The sequence below is a fragment of the Nitrincola alkalilacustris genome, assembly GCF_008973755.1.
GTDB classification, from domain to species: Bacteria; Pseudomonadota; Gammaproteobacteria; order Pseudomonadales; family Balneatricaceae; genus Nitrincola; species Nitrincola alkalilacustris.
In genome coordinates this window covers 202902-221623 of sequence record NZ_WBOM01000001.1, presented here as the reverse complement: position 1 = coordinate 221623, position 18722 = coordinate 202902, and the positions used below count along the sequence as shown (strand labels likewise).

Sequence of the window (18722 nt, the reverse complement as noted above, 5' to 3'; positions counted from 1 at the left end):
CTTCAGTTAACCCTTCAGTTAACGACTGAAGCTAATCGGTCTCCCGCATAAAACGGCTCACATCTGCGATCAGGATATTGCTGCGCACCACATCCAGCAGCCCTTCGAGCTTGAGATCCGCCAGAATTCTGGAAAAAGTCTCGGGCTTCATCGCCAGGCGAGCCGCCACCTGACACTTGGCCATCGGCAGATGCACTACTGCTTTGTTGTGCAGTTGAGTGGTCGCATTCATATCTGACAGCAGCTGTCGGACATAGATGATCACACGCTCTCTTGCGGCACAGTTGATCATCACTTCAAGATCAAAATTCTTGCGTTTCAGAGATTCGGCAAAATAGTTGATCAGTTTTTCGGAGCTCTGCTTGTCTTCAGCCACCAGTTCGCGATAGGCCGCTGCCGGAAAACTGATCACATGGCTCGGTTGCAGGGTCTCGGCAAAGCAGCTGTAACAGTGGGTCTGACAGAAAATATCGGTTTCGCCCAGTGTATGGTAGGACTGAATTGCGTCTATCACACGTTCGCTGCCATCCGCCGTGGGCCTGAACAGCTTCACACAGCCCTCCAGCAGCAGGTAAAAGCGACTGGCCGCCTCGCCCTCACGATAGATCATCTGATGAGCGGCAAAGCGGATGCTTCGGGCCTGGCTGATCAAGGTGGTAAAGCTGTCATCATTGAGGCAGCAAAAGAGTGAGTGCTGGCGGATAAGGCAGTTGTCTCTGCATTTTGTCTGCTCCCCCGGCTGATGCTGATCCGGCTGCTCTACTTCAATACACTTACCAGCGGAAATCTGCGTAGGACAAAAAATCATACCGCTCACCTTTGTTGATACGTGTTGCCGGTGGGATCACCAGATAACCATCTGCCAGACAGGCCGTGCTCAAGACACCCGACCCCTGATCACCTGCCGAGACCGCCACCAGCGCACTGCCTGGCTGCGACTTATCGCCCGATATCAGCGAAGCTCGAATATACTCCTGACGAGACAGTGTTTTATCGCGACTGAAACCTGAGGCCACGCTGAATCTTCTGAGCGGCTGCGGGCTGCGCCCCTGGCAGCGCTTCAGATAGGCGCTGGCCAGCAGGTCAAATGTAACCATGGCGGCAGCGGGATTACCCGGCAAGCCAAGAAAAGGGGTGCCCTGAACCTGCCCGAAAGCGAAAGGCTTGCCCGGTTTGATCGCGATGCCCCAGAGATTGATCTCACCCAGCGCTTCTACGCTGAGGCGCACATAATCTTCCTCACCGACTGATACACCACCGGTACTGATGATGACGTCTGCCCGTTCACTGGCATCCAGCAGGGCTGCACGGGTATCTTCGGGGGTATCCGGCACTATGCCGTTATTTATTTCAAGCTCGACGACTTCCATGCCCAGGCTTTCTATCCCGGCGGCCAGCGTATAGCGATTGCTGTTGTAGAGTTTACCCTGAGTCCAGCGTACGCCCGGCTGAATCAGTTCATCACCGGTCGACAGGATCGCCACTTTAAGGCGACGATAAACCATCACCTCACCGACACCCTGACTGGCCAGCACACCACACTCGGCAGGCCCCAGACGCACTCCGGCATTCAGCAGATGATCGCCGGGCATGAGATCTTCACCGGCATAGCGCACATTAGACTCAGGATGAATCATCGGCGGGAAACGAATGCTGCCATCCTCCTGACAAACCACATGTTCCTGCATCACCACGGTATCTGCACCGCGAGGCATGGGCGCTCCGGTGAAGATACGACAACAGGTGCCCGGCTGCAGAGGATCCGGCTGTGCGCCTGCGGGGATGCGCTGGCTGACGCTCATCACCCGAGAATCCGGCAATTCATCATGGCATAACGCATAACCATCCATCGCGCTGTTATCCAGCGGCGGTACCATCACGGAGGCAACCAGTGACTGCGCCAGCACGCGGCCCGACGCGTATTTCAGTGCGCAGGGCTCCGGCGCAACCAGGCATTCAGCCGAGGCCAGCAATTGCTTTCTGGCATCATCCACCGGCAATAGCGGCTTATGACCACCGGCATCACAACCACACTGATGTTTCATATCAATTTCCTCGCAGACTTAACTGCAACAGTTCCGCTCAGGCACGTGTCTGGCTATTGGTTGGCTCTTGACTGACAAGAGGAGGCCTGCGACACGACCATGGCCACAAAATTACACGGACGCTGACGCGCATCCAGTTGCGGCTGAATCAGCTCATCCCAGGCCAGAGCACAGGCTCTGGGGGAACCGGGCATCGCAAACACGACTTTTTTATTAGCGATGCCTGCCAAAGCTCTGGACTGCATTGACGAGGTGCCGATACTGTTGAATGACAGCTGTCGGAACAGTTCGCCATAACCCTCGACCTGCTTATCAAACAGAGGTGACAGCGCCTCTGGCGTGTTATCCCGATCACCGAACCCTGTCCCGCCGGTAATCACGATGGCATGAACCTGCTCAGAAGCGATCCAGTGCGACACCACCGCTCGGATCTGATAGATATCATCCTTCACGATCTGCCGCTCAGCGAGCTGATGGCCCGCACTCTCGATACGTTGCTGCAGTAGATTACCTGACTCATCAGACGACAACTCACGCGTGTCAGAGACGGTCAGCAGTGCAATATTCAAGGCATTAAAGGGTGTATTCTGCGTTACATGACCCATCTCTTACTCCGGCTATCCAGCGTCAGGCTTACATAATTGAGTACATAACTGCTTTACATTACTGCATCAAGGGTGAATCACCTTGCCCCATATCAATACCCAGTACCGGTGCCTGTGTCGCCAGCACCTGCAGATACTGTTTCAGTGCACGTCTTGTCACGCTTTCCAGCAGCATCTGAAAAATCCGCCCCTTGACCGCCTGATAGGGCAGCACTTCGCCCTCGATGCGTTGATCTATGGCAACCAGATGCCAGCCATAACGGCTCTCAATCGGTGAGGCATGCAGGCCGACAGGCAGATCCTGTATCTGGCGTTCAAACTCCTCCACCGTCTGCCCCTTGCTGATCTGCCCCAGTTGACCTGCCTGATGGCGCGATTCGCAGGCAGAGAACTGCTGTGCCAGATGAGTAAAGGATTCAGCGTTCTCTGCCAGTTGCGCCAGTAACACGTCTGCCAGTTGACGCTGGCTGTCGCGCAGTTCCTGATCATCCGGTGCGGCAGCCAGCAGAATATGACGCACGGCCAGCAGCGTGGGTGAGCGAAAGCGTTGCGGGTTCTGGTTGTAATAGCGCTCGCAGGCCGCCTCATCCGGATCAGGTACGTCCAGCTCCTGCTCCAGCACCATCGCAAAGCGTTCGCTCTCATCCTCGATGGTCAGACCCATCTCGATCGCACGCTTCTCCAGCAGGCGTTTCACCACCAGACTTCTGGCGGCTGCGTGCCAGGCTTCTTCCAGGCTGTCATGCGGGTGGTGCTGAATCTCGCGGGCGATCTCGTCGTCGGCCAGCACTTCATCGGCGATGCGCACTTCGGGAAACAGTTGCGCCAGCTCCTGCGCATCCAGTTGAGTAACCGGTATGGTTTGCATCTTATCTCTCCTGTATTCAGTGATACCGGCACCGCTAACAACTTACGGTGCGGTGCCGGTACGATGGGCCGGGCGCTGACCCGGCCCCGCTCATTAACCGCGTTTGCGCACCAGTTGATAACGACGTGTCAGATATTCAAGCGGCACACTCCAGACATGAACCAACCGGGTGAAGGGGAAAATCACAAAGATGGTGATCCCCAGGAAGATATGCAGCTTGTAGATAAAGCTGACGCCTTCGATATGTACTGCCGGATTACCCTGGAAGGTCACGACCGCCTGAGCCCAGTGCGACAACTGCTTCATCACCGATCCATCCAGATGCCCCAGGCTCGGAATAATGGTCAGCAGGCCCAGTGTGACCTGCACCCACAGGATGGCGATCACCAGTGTATCGGCAGCACTGCCAGTGGCACGGACACGGGGATCGGTCAGCCTGCGCTTGAGCAGCAGGAAGGAGCCGATCCAGCACATGATCCCGGCAACACCACCAACGGCGATCGCCATGATCTGCTTGGTTCCAGCCGTCATGAACGGCTCGTACATCCAGGAGGGGGTCAGCAGGCCGACCAGATGGCCGAAGAAGATCACCAGAATCCCGACATGAAACAGGTTGCTGGCCAGCCGCATACCGGACTTGCTGACCATCTGACTGGAACCCGCCTTCCAGGTGAACTGGGCGTGGTCATAACGCAGCCAGCTGCCGATGAAGAAGATCGCCAGTGCGACATAGGGGTAGACCCCAAACAACAGACTATTCAGATATTGCATGACATCTCTCCTCGTATTCAGCGCTCACCCGCTGCATTCACAGCGGATGGCTGAAGATTCTGCAGGTGCAGTGTCTGCACCCGCCCCAGCTCTTCGCGACGCTGGCGGACAACATCCGACTGGCCACAGGAAGAGCCCTGATCACCGATGAACTGCACCATCTCCTCCTCCCAGACCTTGTCCAACGCTTCTGGCGTATCATCACGCTCCTCGGTGGCGACCTTTTCAGCCAACTCCTGTCTGTCCACCTGGGTATCACTGATCCCGAGCAGAGCATCAAAGAGTGAGGCATAGCCACTGTCACGCTGCTGTAGCCGCTCGGCCAGCAGCGCCAGAATGTGCGCAATGGATTGCAGCCACTGGACTATTTCGGGCGTTTCACGCGTGGACAGAAATTCAAGAAACAGCGGCAGATAGTCGGGCAGCTCACGGGCATCCAGATGCAAACCCGCCTTCTCATACTCCGCCATCAGATCCACCATCGCCTGGCCTCTGTCGCGCGACTCACCATGCACATGCTCAAACAGCAGCAATGACATGGCGCGGCCGCGATCAAAGGTGGCCACATAGGCCTCCTGAGCATCCATCAGATCCGTCGTGCAAAGCTGGTCGATAAAGGCAACCAGGCTTTCCTGCACCTCTGGCGACAGGCTTTTTTCTTCACGCACGAAGTTAATCATGTCCCAGCGTGCATCCATCAGCTCTGCTGAGGGGTAATCCATCAATCGTGCAATCACAGTCAGACTTTTCATCATATTCTCCTGTCAGTCTTTCAGTGATGCAGGGTCAACTTGCTGCACCCCACTGAGTTTCTGCACCATGGTGGTGGTTTGTTTCTGGCCACCGAAGAGGCTGAACCCACTGTCACCACCCTGGCAGCCATTGCCGAAGGTGAAACCGCAGCCGTTGCGTTCCGGGAAAGCTTCGCGAGCCAGCTCACGATGGCTGCTCGGAATCACGAAGCGATCCTCATAGTTGGCGATGGCCAGATAGCGATACATCTCCTCAACCTGATTGACCGACAACCCCACCTGCTCCAGCACCGCCAGATTTTCAGTTCTCTCGACATGCTGAGCACGCTTGAATTCGCGCATCGCCAGCAGGCGTTTCAGCGCCAGCAGCACGGGTTTCTCGTCACCTGCCGTCAGCAGGTTGGCCAGATAGCGCACCGGAATTCTCAGGCTATCGACATCTGGCAACACGCCGGAGTGACCGATCTTGCCGGAATCCGCCGCAGACTGAATCGGCGACAGTGGTGGCACATACCAGACCATCGGCAGGGTGCGATACTCTGGATGCAGCGGCAGTGCCAGTTTCCAGTCAACCGCCATCTTGTAGACCGGCGACTGCTGCGCGGCTTTGATGACGTTATCCTCGATACCATCACGCTTCGCCTGAGCGATCACCTTGGGGTCGAACGGATCAAGGAAGATCTCCAGCTGTTTCTCATACAGATCGCCCTCATCCGGTGTGCTTGCCACCTCTTCGATGCGATCCGCGTCATAAAGCAGCACGCCGAGATAGCGGATACGCCCGACACAGGTCTCGGAACAGACGGTCGGCAGGCCCGCTTCGATACGCGGATAGCAGAAGATGCACTTCTCCGACTTGCCGGTTTTCCAGTTGTAATAGATCTTCTTGTAGGGGCAGCCGCTGATGCACATGCGCCAGCCACGGCACTTGTCCTGATCGATCAGAACGATGCCATCTTCATCACGCTTGTAGATCGCACCGCTCGGACAGGACGCAACACAGGCCGGATTCAGACAGTGCTCGCACAGGCGTGGCAGATACATCATGAAGGTGTTTTCAAACTGACCGTAGATATCCGCCTGCACCTGATCAAAGTTCTTGTCCTTGCGGCGCTTGGCAAACTCGGTACCGAGGATCTCCTCCCAGTTGGGACCCCATTCGATCTTGTTCATGCGCTGTCCGCTGATCAGTGATCGCGGACGCGCCACCGGCTGATGCTTGCCTTCCGGCGCATTGTGCAGGTGCTGATAATCGAAATCGAACGGCTCATAGTAGTCATCGATACCCGGCAGATCCGGGTTGGCGAAGATGTTCGCCAACACGCGGAAACGCCCACCGATACGCGGCTCGATACGTCCATCCGGACGACGCAACCAACCGCCTTTCCATTTTTCCTGGTTTTCCCACTCTTTCGGGTAACCGATGCCGGGCTTGGTTTCGACGTTGTTGAACCAGGCGTATTCCATCCCTTCACGGCTGGTCCAGACATTTTTGCAGGTGACTGAACAGGTGTGGCATCCAATGCACTTATCCAGATTCAGAACCATACCGACCTGAGAGCGAATCTTCATTTCACTGCCTCCTGCTCATAGTCGTTACCTTCACCGTCCAGCCAGTCGATACGCTTCATCTTGCGCACGATGACAAACTCATCACGGTTGGAACCGACCGTACCGTAGTAATTGAAGCCATACGCCTGATGGGCATAGCCACCGATCATATGGGTAGGTTTCGGACAGACACGGGTCACCGAGTTATGGATACCGCCACGGGTACCGGTGATCTCGGAGCCGGGCACATTCACGATGCGCTCCTGAGCGTGATACATCATCACCATGCCGGGCATGACGCGCTGGCTCACGACCGCACGTGCCGAGATGGCCCCGTTGGTGTTGAACAGCTCGATCCAGTCGTTATCCTCAACACCGATCTCTTTTGCATCATCCTCGCTCATCCAGACGATCGGGCCGCCACGCGAAAGCGTCAGCATCATCAGGTTGTCGCTGTAGGTGCTGTGGATACCCCACTTCTGATGCGGTGTGATCCAGTTCAGCGCCTTCTCGGGATTACCGTTGGAGCGCTTGCCCAGCATCGGTGCCACCGCCTTGGTGTTGATTGGCGGACGATACACCAGCAGACTTTCACCAAAGGCGCGCATCCACTCATGATCCTGATAGAACTGCTGCCGTCCGGTCAGCGTGCGCCAGGGAATCAGCTCATGCACATTGGTGTAGCAGGCGTTATAGGAGACATGCTCATCCTCAAGGCCAGACCAGGTCGGGCTGGAGATGATCTTGCGTGGTTGCGCCACGATATCGCGAAAGCGAATCTTCTCCTCAGCCTTCGACCGCGCCAGGTGTGTATGCTCCAGACCGGTGATATCCGACAGCGCCTGCCAGGCTTTTACCGCCACCTGACCATTGGTTTCCGGCGCCAGCGTCAGTACCACTTCTGCAGCATCGATCGCGGTTTCAATTTTTGGCCGACCGATGTTGCTGCCGGAGGTGTGCTTGTGATTCAGCTTACCCAGCAGCGCCACTTCATCATCCGTGTTCCAGTTGATGCCTTTGCCGCCATTGCCCAGTTTTTCAAGCGCAGGACCCAGCGAAGTAAAGCGGGCATAGGTCTCGGGATAGTTACGCTCCACCGCCAGGAAGGCCGGTGCAGTTTTACCCGGGATCATCTCGCACTCGCCTTTTTTCCAGTCCTTCACATCCAGCGGCTGACCCAGCTCGCCGGGAGAGTCATGCTGCAGTGGCAGCGTGACCATATCGGTCTCGACACCCAGATGACCTTCGCAGGCATCCGAGAAGGATTTTGCGATCCCCTTGTAAATATCCCAGTCGCTGCGCGCTTCCCAGGCGGGATCAGTGGCAGCAGTCAATGGATGGATGAACGGATGCATATCTGAAGTGTTCAGGTCATCCTTCTCATACCAGGTCGCGGTCGGCAGCACGATGTCGGAGTAGAGACAGGTGGTCGACATGCGGAAATCCAGGGTGACCAGCAGATCCAGCTTGCCCTCTTTGACCTCCTTGTGCCATTTCACCTCTTCCGGCATGGCACCGCCCTCTTCACCCAGATCCTTACCCTGCAGACCATGGCGTGTTCCCAGCAGATACTTGAGCATGTACTCATGCCCTTTGCCGGAGGAGCCAAGCAGGTTGGAGCGCCAGATAAACAGGTTACGCGGATAGTTCTGCGGTGCATCGGGATCTTCAGCGGCAAAGGCCAGCTCACCCGACTTGATCGCCTTGACCATATAATCCTGAGGTGCCAAACCTGCTGCTTTGGCCTTTGCAGCTATCCCCAGTGGATTGGTATTCATCTGCGGCGCCGAGGGCAACCAGCCCATCCGTTCGGCACGCACGTTGAAGTCGATCAGGCTGCCCTTATAGCGACTGGCATCGGCCAGAGGCGACAGGATCTCGCTGACTTCCAGCTTCTCATAGCGCCACTGATCGGAGTGGGCATAGAAGAAGGAGGTGGAGTTCATATGGCGTGGTGGACGCTGCCAGTCGAGAGCAAACGCCAGAGGCTGCCAGCCGGTCTGCGGACGCAGTTTTTCCTGGCCCACATAGTGTGCCCAGCCACCGCCGCTCTGACCCACGCAACCACACAGGATCAGCATGTTGATCAGGCCACGGTAGTTCATGTCCATGTGATACCAGTGGTTCATCCCGGCACCGACAATGATCATCGCCCGACCATTAGTCTTGTTCGCAGTATCGGCAAACTCACGCGCAATACGGATCACGGTATCGCGTGGCACACCGGTAATCCCCTCCTGCCAGGCGGGTGTATAAGGTGCGACCTGATCGAAATTGGTCGCGCCATCATCATCCTCGTGCAGGCCACGATCGATACCGTAGTTGGCAATCATCAGATCATAGACACTGACCACTTTAACCACCCGGCCATCGGCCAGCGTGACACTGCGCGAAGGCAGGTAGTGCTTCAGAATATCGCTGGCTTTGACATGGTTGTAATACTCATGCTCGATGCCGCCAAAGTATGGGAAGCCCACCTTGACCACTTCATCATGCGCATCTACCAGGCTCAGACGCAGTTTGACATCCTGTTTATCGGTGCCGGTTTTCTGCTCGATATTCCACTTGCCCTTCTCACCCCAGCGGAAACCAATGGAGCCATTGGGCACCACCAGCTCATCAGTGATCTCGTCCAGCGCAATGGTTTTCCAATCCGGGTTGTTCTCTTCACCCAGATTCTCGGCAAGATCACTGGCACGCAGGAAACGCCCCGGTGCATGCAGGCCATCTTCACGCTCCTCCAGCATCACCAGATAGGGCATGTCGGTGTAACGGCGCACGTAATCGGTGAAGTACTCACTCGGATTATCGATGTGGAACTCTTTCAGGATCACATGCCCGAATGCCATCGCCAGCGCCGCATCGGTACCCTGCTTGGGATTGATCCATTGATCAGACAGCTTGGCGACTTCCGAGAAGTCCGGAGTGATGGCGACGGTCTTGGTGCCCTTGTAGCGCACCTCGGTGAAGAAGTGGGCATCGGGGGTACGTGTCTGGGGTACATTCGAGCCCCAGGCGATGATGTAGTTGCTGTTGTACCAGTCGGCCGACTCCGGTACGTCGGTCTGCTCACCCCAGGTCATGGGGGACGCCGGTGGCAGGTCGCAGTACCAATCGTAGAAGCTCATGCAGACGCCACCGATCAGGGACAGGTAACGGCTGCCAGCCGCATAGGACACCATCGACATCGCCGGAATCGGTGAGAAACCGATGATACGATCCGGGCCATATTTCTTGGCGGTGTAAACATTCGAGGCCGCGATCAGCTCATTCAGCTCATCCCAGGTGGAGCGCAAAAAACCACCCATGCCGCGCATGCTTTTGTAGCGGCTGGTCTTGGCTTCATCTTCAACAATCGATGCCCAGGCATTGACCGGATCATCATGCTGGCTCTTGGCTTCGCGCCACAACTGCAGCAACTGTTTACGTGCCATCGGATATTTGAGGCGGTTGGCACTGTACATATACCAGGAGTAGCTGGCACCACGCGGGCAGCCACGCGGTTCATGATTGGGCAGATCCGGACGGGTACGCGGATAGTCGGTCTGCTGGGTTTCCCAGGTGACCAGCCCATTCTTGACGTAGATTTTCCAGCTGCAGGAGCCGGTGCAGTTCACCCCATGCGTGGAGCGCACCACCTTGTCGTGCTGCCAGCGCTGGCGATAACCATCCTCCCATTCACGGTTGGTGTCTTGTGTCTCGCCATGGCCATTGGCAAACGGCGCTCTCGCTTTCTTGAAATAATTCAGCCGATCTATGAAGTGACTCATGGTCGATCTCCCAGACTCCTCGGATGTGATGTACGAGCATGTCGTACCTGATTGCGGAGCTGGTTACATCAGGATGAACAGCCAGCCCGCCACTTAAGTGCGCCGCCCTGATACAAGCACAGGACGACTCTTCACAACCGATTCTGGCGTAAGATCAACGCAATATCTGTAAGGTTACCTCCAGATACACGCAAACTACCTCTTGAGGGGTAAGGGGTGGGGGGGGTGAGGAGTACTGAGGCTTAAGGATAAAATTCTGACATCTGACATAACGCAATGAGCCTCCAATGCCTACTTGACCGTATCTCATTTGAGATGCATCATAACGTTATGTATGACAATCGGAGAACTTACCATGGCTCACACATCAATGTTGCACGTTCGGGTGGATGACGAACTGAAGGCTGAAGCAGCGGAAAAGCTCGCTGGCTTCGGTCTGACCATATCAGATGCCGTCCGCATCCTTCTTACTCGCATAACTAAAGAAGGTGGGTTACCAGTAGGGTTAACTGCTGATCCAGAGGCTCATGACGCTTGGTTTCGCTCAAAAGTTCAAGAAGCATTGGCCGACACTCGACCAACCGTATCTCATCAGCAGGTAATGGATGATGCACAAGCGTTGATCGACAGGAAGCGCCGTGCTTGAACTATATCATAGTGTATAAGGAGGATTCCGTTACGGTGCGCATACTGCGTGTGTTGCACGCTGCGCAGCAGTGGCCTCCAACCGATTAACTGCCCATATCGCCATATGCCATGTTCCTCGCTCATACCGTACCACTGGTACCTTAAACCCTCTACCTCCCAATAGCCCCAAACTACCTCTTAAGAGGTAGGTCAATTCGTTGGTTCTAAATACCACTTCCAATAGAATGGACTCTCTACTCTAAGCAGCGACTACACTTAATCAGGTGTTAATGACTGCCGCTTTCCCGAACCAATCATCGAGATGCCATGCCAGCGATCAAACACTCCATAGTTGCCAGAATCTCCGCCTATATGCTGACGGTGTATCTGATGGCGCTGATCAGTATTCTGGCCTCTTTTATCGTGGCAGATCGAACGCGTGGCGATGCGGCGGCGCTGAATATTGCCGGCTCACTGAGGATGCAGACCTATCGCATCATCAATACGCTGCATGAACTGTCGTTTAATGAGCAGCCGGAAAGAGCGCTCATGTCGGAACAACTGCAGCGGACGCTGGACGGCTTCAGCGAAAGACTGGAGCTGGACGATCTGACCAATGCGATCCCCAAAGCAACCGATCAGCGCCTCAACACTCAATACTTGCAGATCAGGTCTATCTGGCATGAGCAGCTGTTACCTCGGCTGAGTGGGTTGGAGCAGCTTTCCACGGCGCAGTTCATGGAGTACGAACAGGATCTTGAAGCGATGTTTCAGGAGATAGACCAGATGGTGTCACTGCTGGAGCACAATACCGAGACCAAGATTCGGTTACTGCTGTTTATCCAGTTCACCTGTCTGGCCTTTGCCATCGCGATGATCCTGATCTCGGTTGAGGATATCCGCAAGAAGATCGTCAAACCCTTGAAACGGCTGATGCTGCTGGTCAATGAAGCGGGTAGTCACAATTTCAATATCCGTTCTGAGCTGCATGGTGAAGATGAACTGAGTGCACTGGGCCATACCTTCGATGATATGGCCGCTCAGCTGTCTGCCAGCTATGCCAATCTCGAGGGCCGAGTGAAGAAGAAAACACTGGAGCTTGAGCGCAGCCATCGCGCCCTGCAACTACTGCATGATGCCAACCACAGCCTTTATGACAATGGGGGTGATCTCTGCCGTGGTGCCATCCCCGTATTGAAAGAGCTGGAAAAGCTGCTGGAGATAGGCCCTACCAACCTCTATCTGAACGACTCTGAGGTACAAAACTCGCTGCCTGTAATGAGTACTCAGGTGGTAACACGACCCGCTTACTGCAAGGACTACTCATGTAATGCCTGTCTGGCTGATGATAGCGCCAGTGACGAAGCGCCAAAGGCAGCAGCACTTGATCAACTGGTTCTGCCGGTTACCGCAGGCAACAAGGAACTGGGCACGCTTGAGATCAGCTATCCCAAGGGTCGGGTCCTGAGTGAACGGGCCCTGCGATTGCTGGAGACACTGGCTGATCAGCTCGGCACCGCCATCTATCTGCACAACAAGATGTCTGAACAGCAGCAACTGTCACTGCTGGAGGAGCGCACCGTGATTGCACGTGAGCTGCATGATTCACTCGCACAATCACTATCCTATCTGAAGATTCAGGTCAGTCGTCTGCAGAAACTGCAGCAGAAAGAAAGCACAACCGAGCGCCAGACAACGGTGGTCGGAGAGATGCGCACCGGGTTGAACAGTGCCTATCGGCAGTTACGAGAGCTGCTGACCACCTTCCGCCTGCAGCTCGACAAGCCTGGGCTGCACGAAGCCTTCAAGCAGACGGTGGCGGAGTTTTCCGAACGGCTGGGTTTCCCGGTCGATCTGCACTACGATCTGCCGCCCAACATCCTCAACCCGAATGAGGAGGTGCATGTCCTGCAGGTGGCTCGCGAGGCACTGTCCAATGCGCAAAAACATGCGCAGGCCAGTCACATTGAGGTCAGTATCTTTTTCAAGGAAGCCTGCATGCACCTGTCCGTTCGCGATAACGGCATCGGGCTGACCGATGGTAAGATTCCGGATGAGCATTATGGCCTGATCATCATGCGTGATCGCTCCATGACGCTCGGCGGGAACCTTAGCATTGCCAACCATTCTGAAGGCGGGGTTGAAGTACACCTCACCTTCAGCCCGGCCAGTGCCCCCAGTCGAATCAAACCCTTTTTCAGCAGCCGTGCAACCGATATCACCTGAGGAATAGCCCCATGACCGTTCAGGAAGACCATACAGACTCACCCGCTACACTGATGTTGATCGATGATCATCCCCTGCTGAGGCGCGGCATCACACAACTGCTGGAGCTGGAGGATGACATGGTGGTCATCGGTGAAGCCAGCAACGCCCGCGATGGCGTCAGAAAAGCACTGGAGCTGGATCCGGATCTGATCCTGCTGGATCTGAATATGCCAGAGGTCAACGGTATCGAAACCCTCAAGCAGCTGCGTGCAGAAGGGGTGATGTCACGTATCGTGATATTCACCGTGTCGGACCACGAGGAGGATGTCGTGGCAGCCCTGAAATCTGGTGCCGATGGCTATCTATTGAAGGATATGGAGCCGGAGGATCTGGTCGTGCAACTGCGCCAGGCAGCGCACGGACGCATGGTGGTGAGCGAACGCCTGACTGCTCTGCTGGCCGAAGCCCTGCGCAACCAGCGCAGCCGACCGGCCGGACCTGATATCTCCAGCCTGACGGCGCGCGAGATGCAGATACTGCGCCTGATCGCAGAAGGCCTGTCCAACAAGATGATTGCCCGACGCCTGGATGTGACCGAAGGCACGGTCAAGGTTCATGTCAAGAATCTGCTGAAAAAGCTGCACCTGCGTTCACGTGTCGAGGTGGCTGTCTGGGCCGTTCAGGAGGGCATTACACGCTCGTAATGTCCGGTTAATAATAAGTACCCACAAAAACCCTCCCCAGCAACCTCTCTTCACTAAAAGAGAGGTTCGCGCATAAAAAACCGATATAAAACATAAGCCTGAAAAATTAATTATGAGTATCACCAAAGTGATATAAGCGTTTTTTCAGCCCTTTTCAGGCTGTTTTTGTTCCCTGTTTCACGGCGTATGGTTAAAGCCAGTAAAAGCATTGACGGGCTTTTTCAGCCGTTATTCCGCGTTGTTTTTTACTCCTTTAGTGAACGGAAAACAGGAAACAACTTATGGCCAAGAGCAACCAGGACATCCATGATTGGGATGTCGAGAATCAAGCCTTCTGGGAGAAGACCGGTAAGTCGATTGCCAGTCGCAACTTGTGGATCTCCATTCCCAGCCTGTTGATGGGTTTTGCCATCTGGCTGATGTGGGGCATGATCACGGTACAGATGCTTAATCTGGGATTTCCCTTTGAAGCTTCGCAACTGTTCACACTGACAGCCATTGCTGGTCTTTCCGGGGCAACCTTGCGCATACCGGCATCCTTCATGATCCGCATTGCCGGTGGACGTAATACTGTTTTTCTGACCACCGCGCTGTTGATGATCCCTGCCGCCGGGACAGGGTTCGCCCTGATGGACCCCACCACTCCCCTGTGGGTCTTCCAGCTTATGGCGCTGCTGTCCGGCATCGGCGGCGGTAATTTTGCCTGCTCGATGAGTAACATCAGCACCTTCTACCCGAAAAGCCAGCAGGGTTATGCCCTGGGCATGAATGCAGGGCTTGGCAATTTCGGTGTCACCAGCATGCAGATACTGATCCCTCTGGTGATGACCGCCGGCGTCTTCGGCGTCATCGCCGGTGATCCACTGGAGCTGCAGCGCGCCAGCGGCACCCTGATCGGCCGCATTGAGGCCGGTACACCCACCTGGATCCAGAATGCGGGATTCATCTGGCTGGTGTTTCTGATTCCTCTGGCCTTTGCCGGTTGGTTTGGTATGAACAACCTGCGCACCATCACGCCAGATCCGGGGTCGCCTCTGAGTGCTTTCGGCAAGATCCTCGGTCTGTATCTGGTCGGTTTTATCGCCGCAGCCATCGGCCTGTATCTCTTCCTGCCAAGCCCTGTTGGCCTCGGCATCCTCAATATGTGGCTCGCCCTGCCACTGACCATTGTGATCACCCTGCTGATGCTGCGCATGATTCCGGGCGAGATCAAACCCAATATCCAGAAGCAGTTTGCCATCTTCAGCAACAAGCACACCTGGTCCATGACCGTGCTCTACATCCTGACCTTCGGCTCCTTCATCGGCTTCTCAGCCGCCCTGCCCCTGTCGATCACCGTGATCTTCGGCAACATGATGGATATCGCTGCCGATGGCACCGTAACCCGCATCCGTAACCCGGATGGCCCCAGCGCCCTGACCTGGGCCTGGATCGGTCCCTTTGTCGGTGCGCTGATACGTCCTATTGGTGGCTGGATCTCAGACAAAGTGGGCGGCTCCATCGTGACTCAGGTCATCTCGGTGGTGATGGTATTCGCCTCCGTAGCCACCGGCTATGTGATGATGCTGGCCTACAACTCAACTGACCCCAATGCCTACTTTGCAATCTTCCTGTTGCTGTTCATTGTGCTGTTCGCAGCCAGCGGCATCGGCAACGGCTCCACCTTCCGCACCATCGGCGTGATCTTCGACATGCATCAGAAAGGGCCTGTTCTGGGATGGACCTCAGCCGTTGCCGCCTATGGCGCTTTTATCGCCCCGCGCGTGATGGGCGAGCAGATTCAGGCCGGCACACCCGAGATGGCGATGTATGGCTTTGCCGTGTTCTACGCGCTCTGCCTGGTGGTGAACTGGTGGTTCTACCTGCGCAAGAACGCCTATGTGAAAAACCCCTGATCAACCCGATTACCGGCCAGCCAGATAGCGCTGGTCGGATCACACACGGGAGTACTGATAATGAAAATCATGGTTGCGTACGACGGATCCCGCAACGCCAAGCTGGCACTGGCACAAGTCTTGACGCTGTTCGGTGCGATGCGACCGCAGATCATCTTGATCGGCGTGGCGGAAAACCCTCTCGACTCCTCCGATGCCAACGAGGAGCTGTTTCAGGAGGAGTACCGAGAGCTGAAGCAGGCGCTCGAAGGGGGCATGAAGTTTGTCCAGGATGAAGGACTCGATTGCGAAATCATGCTGGGTGAAGGCGACCCGCGCAAGATGATTCTGAAAGCAACAAAGAAAAGAGTACCCAATCTGCTGGTCATTGCCCGACACAGCCACCAGCCGGACGGCGGTTTCATTGCCCAGTCACTGAGCTATTTCGTGGATGAACTGGATTACATGACCTTCGGCAGCGTGAGTTCATTTCTGGCACGCCGTGCTGAATGCCCACTGTTGATACTGCCCAGCCCTTAAAGGATATGCCGTCATGAAAGTTTCCGCCGTTTTCAAATTTCGCAACCCGGAGATCAGAGCACTGCATCTGACCTGGATTGCGTTTTTCATCACTTTTTATGTCTGGTTCAACATGGCACCTCTGGCATCCAGCATGCTCAGAAGTGTCGACTGGCTGACACCCGATGATATCCGCCTGTTCGCCATCTGCAACGTTGCCCTGACCATACCGGCAAGGATACTGGTCGGGATGGCGCTGGACCGCTTCGGCCCACGCAGAGTCTTCTCGATTCTGATGGTCACTATGTCCATCCCCGCTCTGGTGTTTGCTTTCGGTGACACCATGATGCAACTGCTGATCTCACGTCTGGTGTTGAGCTCCATCGGGGCCAGCTTCGTCGTCGGCATCCATATGACTGCCCTGTGGTTCAAACCCAAGGATATCGGATTTGCCGAGGGTTTCTATGCCGGTTGGGGTAACTTCGGTTCGGCCGCCGCCGCCATGTCACTGCCGACCATCGCACTGACCATGTACGGTGGAGATGAAGGCTGGCGCTGGGCGATTGCACAGAGCGCCGTGGTCATGGCCGCTTATGGTATCTACTATTGGTTCGCCATCACCGATGGCCCGGATGAAAGGGCACATAGAAAACCACGCAAGGCTGCCGCACTGGAAGTCAGCACCTGGGGCGATATGATCAAGCTGATCATCTGGACTATCCCACTGGTGGGTGTACTGGCGATTCTGGTCTGGCGTATTCAGGTGATGGGATACCTGAGTGCAACTGGCGCCCTGATCGCTTACCTGGTGATCGTTGCCATCGTGATCTACCAGATTGTACAGATACTGCGCGTGAATATCCCGATCCTGAAAAAGGGTGTACCCGAAGATGACAAGTACCCCTTCACCAGTGTTGCCGCACTCAACTCCACCTACTTTGCCAACTTCGGTGCCGAACTGGCGGTGGTCTCCATGCTGCCGATGTTCTTCGAAGAGACCTGGGGGCTGAATGCCGCAGCGGCGGGTCTGATTGCTGCCTCCTTTGCCTTCGTCAATCTGGTCGCACGCCCCATGGGCGGCATGGTGTCGGATCGTATGGGCAACCGGCGCTTCGTGATGCTCTGCTACATGTTCGGGATCTGTGTCGGCTTCCTGATGATGGGCATGTTGAACTCATCCTGGCCCTTGATCGTGGCGATTGCGATCACCATCTTCACCTCGGTGTTCGTTCAGGGGGCAGAGGGCGCCACTTTCGGTATCATTCCGTCCATCAAGCGTCGCCTGACCGGCCAGATCTCCGGCATGGCAGGTGCCTATGGCAACGTTGGTGCGGTGGTCTACCTGACTATCTTCACCTTTGTTACCCCTTCACAGTTCTTCTACATCATTGCCGGCGGAGCACTGATCAGTTGGATCATCTGCTTTATCTGGCTGAAAGAGCCCGAGGGCGCGTTTGATGATGAGTACTATGTGTCATCTGTTGATCGGATGATTGAAGAACAGGAGATAGCCAACGCATCAAAAACAACCTGAGGCCGTGACTCAGAAGTATCCCGGAGGTCTTGGATGAGTATATGCCGCAGGGATGCGGCATTTAAGCCTACAAGGATGTATCCACGGCGTCTCACCCAAGACCTCTGGGATCTAGCCAGTTGTAAAAAGGCGGCTATGACATGACTCAGATATTACGCAGCTCAAGCCTGGAAAAGCCCACACAGAGATGATTGATCAGCGTCTGTAGCTGCTCAGGATCGAATGGATTGGATAACTCACGATAGGCGGGATCAAGACACTGCCCGCCTCTGGCCAGTTGAATGGCGCAATGTCTGACGCCCATCTCCTGCAACTGCTCCAGCAACAGCGCCAGCTTTGCCAGATTGAAGTCGTTGGGATGCAGGGTGATTCTGACCTCCTGAGCCACCTTTGACTGCAGCAGCAGTTCGAGGCTTTGCTCAACCCCCTGATAAAGCCCCCGCCGCCCACACACCTGATCGTAATCCTCAGGCAGTGCCTTGATATCCATTCCGACCCAGCTCAGATAGGGCAGCAAGGGTTTAAGCCGCTGGGGATACACTCCTGAAGTATGCAATGCGATTTTATAGCCCAGAGCAAACGCCTCTCTGACTGCCGCCAGCAAAGCGCTTTGCAATGTGGGCTCACCACCACTGAACACCACGGCCTGAAGCAGACCTGCACGCTCTTCAAGAAAAACGCGCAGATCCGACCAGCGCGGAGCATCGGGTGCCTGTTGTCGGCTGATCATCTGCGGATTATGGCAATAGCCACACCGCATCGGACAGCCCTGGGTGAAGATCACACAGGACAGATGATCGGGATAATCCAATGTGCTGATGGGTGTTACGCCAGCAATTGCCAGATGATCTGCCGCTCTGGTAAACATACCGTTGCTCCTCTTCTGTTCAAGTC

Annotated in this window: 15 protein-coding genes; 6 read left to right on the top strand and 9 right to left on the bottom strand. The window is 55.5% G+C overall.

The features are described from left to right. Nucleotides 1-31 precede the first annotated feature (31 nt). The 8 genes from F7R27_RS01035 to F7R27_RS01000 form a co-directional block, all read right to left on the bottom strand. On the bottom strand, nucleotides 32-808 hold the full coding sequence (locus F7R27_RS01035; RefSeq protein ID WP_151702369.1) for a Crp/Fnr family transcriptional regulator: 777 nt from the start codon (nucleotides 806-808) through the stop codon (nucleotides 32-34). Beyond that, nucleotides 774-2045: a molybdopterin molybdotransferase MoeA gene (locus F7R27_RS01030; RefSeq protein ID WP_151702368.1), complete on the bottom strand. Its 1272-nt coding sequence runs from the start codon at nucleotides 2043-2045 to the stop codon at nucleotides 774-776. Before F7R27_RS01030 ends, F7R27_RS01035 begins: the two co-directional genes overlap by 35 nt. A 53-nt stretch (nucleotides 2046-2098) precedes the next feature. Next, nucleotides 2099-2650 (bottom strand): molybdenum cofactor biosynthesis protein B, encoded by a 552-nt coding sequence (gene moaB / locus F7R27_RS01025; protein WP_151702367.1) that lies wholly within the window; start codon nucleotides 2648-2650, stop codon nucleotides 2099-2101. Nucleotides 2651-2708: 58 nt separating this feature from the next. Then, nucleotides 2709-3518, bottom strand: a complete 810-nt coding sequence (locus tag F7R27_RS01020) for a peptidylprolyl isomerase (protein WP_151702366.1) — start codon at nucleotides 3516-3518, stop codon at nucleotides 2709-2711. Between the two features lie 93 nt (nucleotides 3519-3611). Beyond that, the gene (gene narI / locus F7R27_RS01015) at nucleotides 3612-4289 is read right to left on the bottom strand and encodes a respiratory nitrate reductase subunit gamma (protein ID WP_151702365.1); all 678 of its coding nucleotides are present in this window, start codon (nucleotides 4287-4289) and stop codon (nucleotides 3612-3614) included. 17 nt (nucleotides 4290-4306) lie between these two features. Continuing rightward, nucleotides 4307-5041: a nitrate reductase molybdenum cofactor assembly chaperone gene (narJ, locus tag F7R27_RS01010; protein WP_151702364.1), complete on the bottom strand. Its 735-nt coding sequence runs from the start codon at nucleotides 5039-5041 to the stop codon at nucleotides 4307-4309. 12 nt (nucleotides 5042-5053) lie between these two features. Then, a complete protein-coding gene (gene narH, locus F7R27_RS01005) occupies nucleotides 5054-6613 on the bottom strand; it encodes a nitrate reductase subunit beta (RefSeq protein ID WP_151702363.1) in 1560 nt (519 codons plus the stop codon). Then, nucleotides 6610-10362 (bottom strand): nitrate reductase subunit alpha, encoded by a 3753-nt coding sequence (locus F7R27_RS01000; protein WP_151702362.1) that lies wholly within the window; start codon nucleotides 10360-10362, stop codon nucleotides 6610-6612. Before F7R27_RS01000 ends, narH begins: the two co-directional genes overlap by 4 nt. Before the next feature lie 355 nt (nucleotides 10363-10717). Here F7R27_RS01000 and F7R27_RS00995 point away from each other — a divergent pair, with 355 nt between their 5' ends. The 6 genes from F7R27_RS00995 to F7R27_RS00965 all read left to right on the top strand — a co-directional run bounded on the left by F7R27_RS00995 (nucleotide 10718) and on the right by F7R27_RS00965 (nucleotide 17828). Beyond that, nucleotides 10718-11008: a type II toxin-antitoxin system RelB/DinJ family antitoxin gene (locus F7R27_RS00995; RefSeq protein ID WP_151702361.1), complete on the top strand. Its 291-nt coding sequence runs from the start codon at nucleotides 10718-10720 to the stop codon at nucleotides 11006-11008. A gap of 308 nt (nucleotides 11009-11316) precedes the next feature. Beyond that, entirely contained in the window at nucleotides 11317-13215 is a 1899-nt protein-coding gene (locus F7R27_RS00985) for a histidine kinase (RefSeq protein WP_151702360.1), read from the top strand. A gap of 11 nt (nucleotides 13216-13226) precedes the next feature. Next, entirely contained in the window at nucleotides 13227-13901 is a 675-nt protein-coding gene (gene narL / locus F7R27_RS00980) for a two-component system response regulator NarL (RefSeq protein ID WP_151702359.1), read from the top strand. Between the two features lie 281 nt (nucleotides 13902-14182). Next, nucleotides 14183-15796: an MFS transporter gene (locus F7R27_RS00975; RefSeq protein WP_151702358.1), complete on the top strand. Its 1614-nt coding sequence runs from the start codon at nucleotides 14183-14185 to the stop codon at nucleotides 15794-15796. A gap of 60 nt (nucleotides 15797-15856) precedes the next feature. Beyond that, complete coding sequence (locus F7R27_RS00970) at nucleotides 15857-16315, top strand: universal stress protein (RefSeq protein ID WP_151702357.1); 459 nt, start codon at nucleotides 15857-15859, stop codon at nucleotides 16313-16315. 13 nt (nucleotides 16316-16328) lie between these two features. Further along, complete coding sequence (locus F7R27_RS00965; RefSeq protein ID WP_151702356.1) at nucleotides 16329-17828, top strand: MFS transporter; 1500 nt, start codon at nucleotides 16329-16331, stop codon at nucleotides 17826-17828. Nucleotides 17829-17973: 145 nt separating this feature from the next. On the opposite strand, the gene F7R27_RS00960 is transcribed toward F7R27_RS00965, so the two are convergent. Further along, on the bottom strand, nucleotides 17974-18696 hold the full coding sequence (locus F7R27_RS00960) for an anaerobic ribonucleoside-triphosphate reductase activating protein (protein WP_151702355.1): 723 nt from the start codon (nucleotides 18694-18696) through the stop codon (nucleotides 17974-17976). Between the last annotated feature and the right edge of the window lie 26 nt (nucleotides 18697-18722).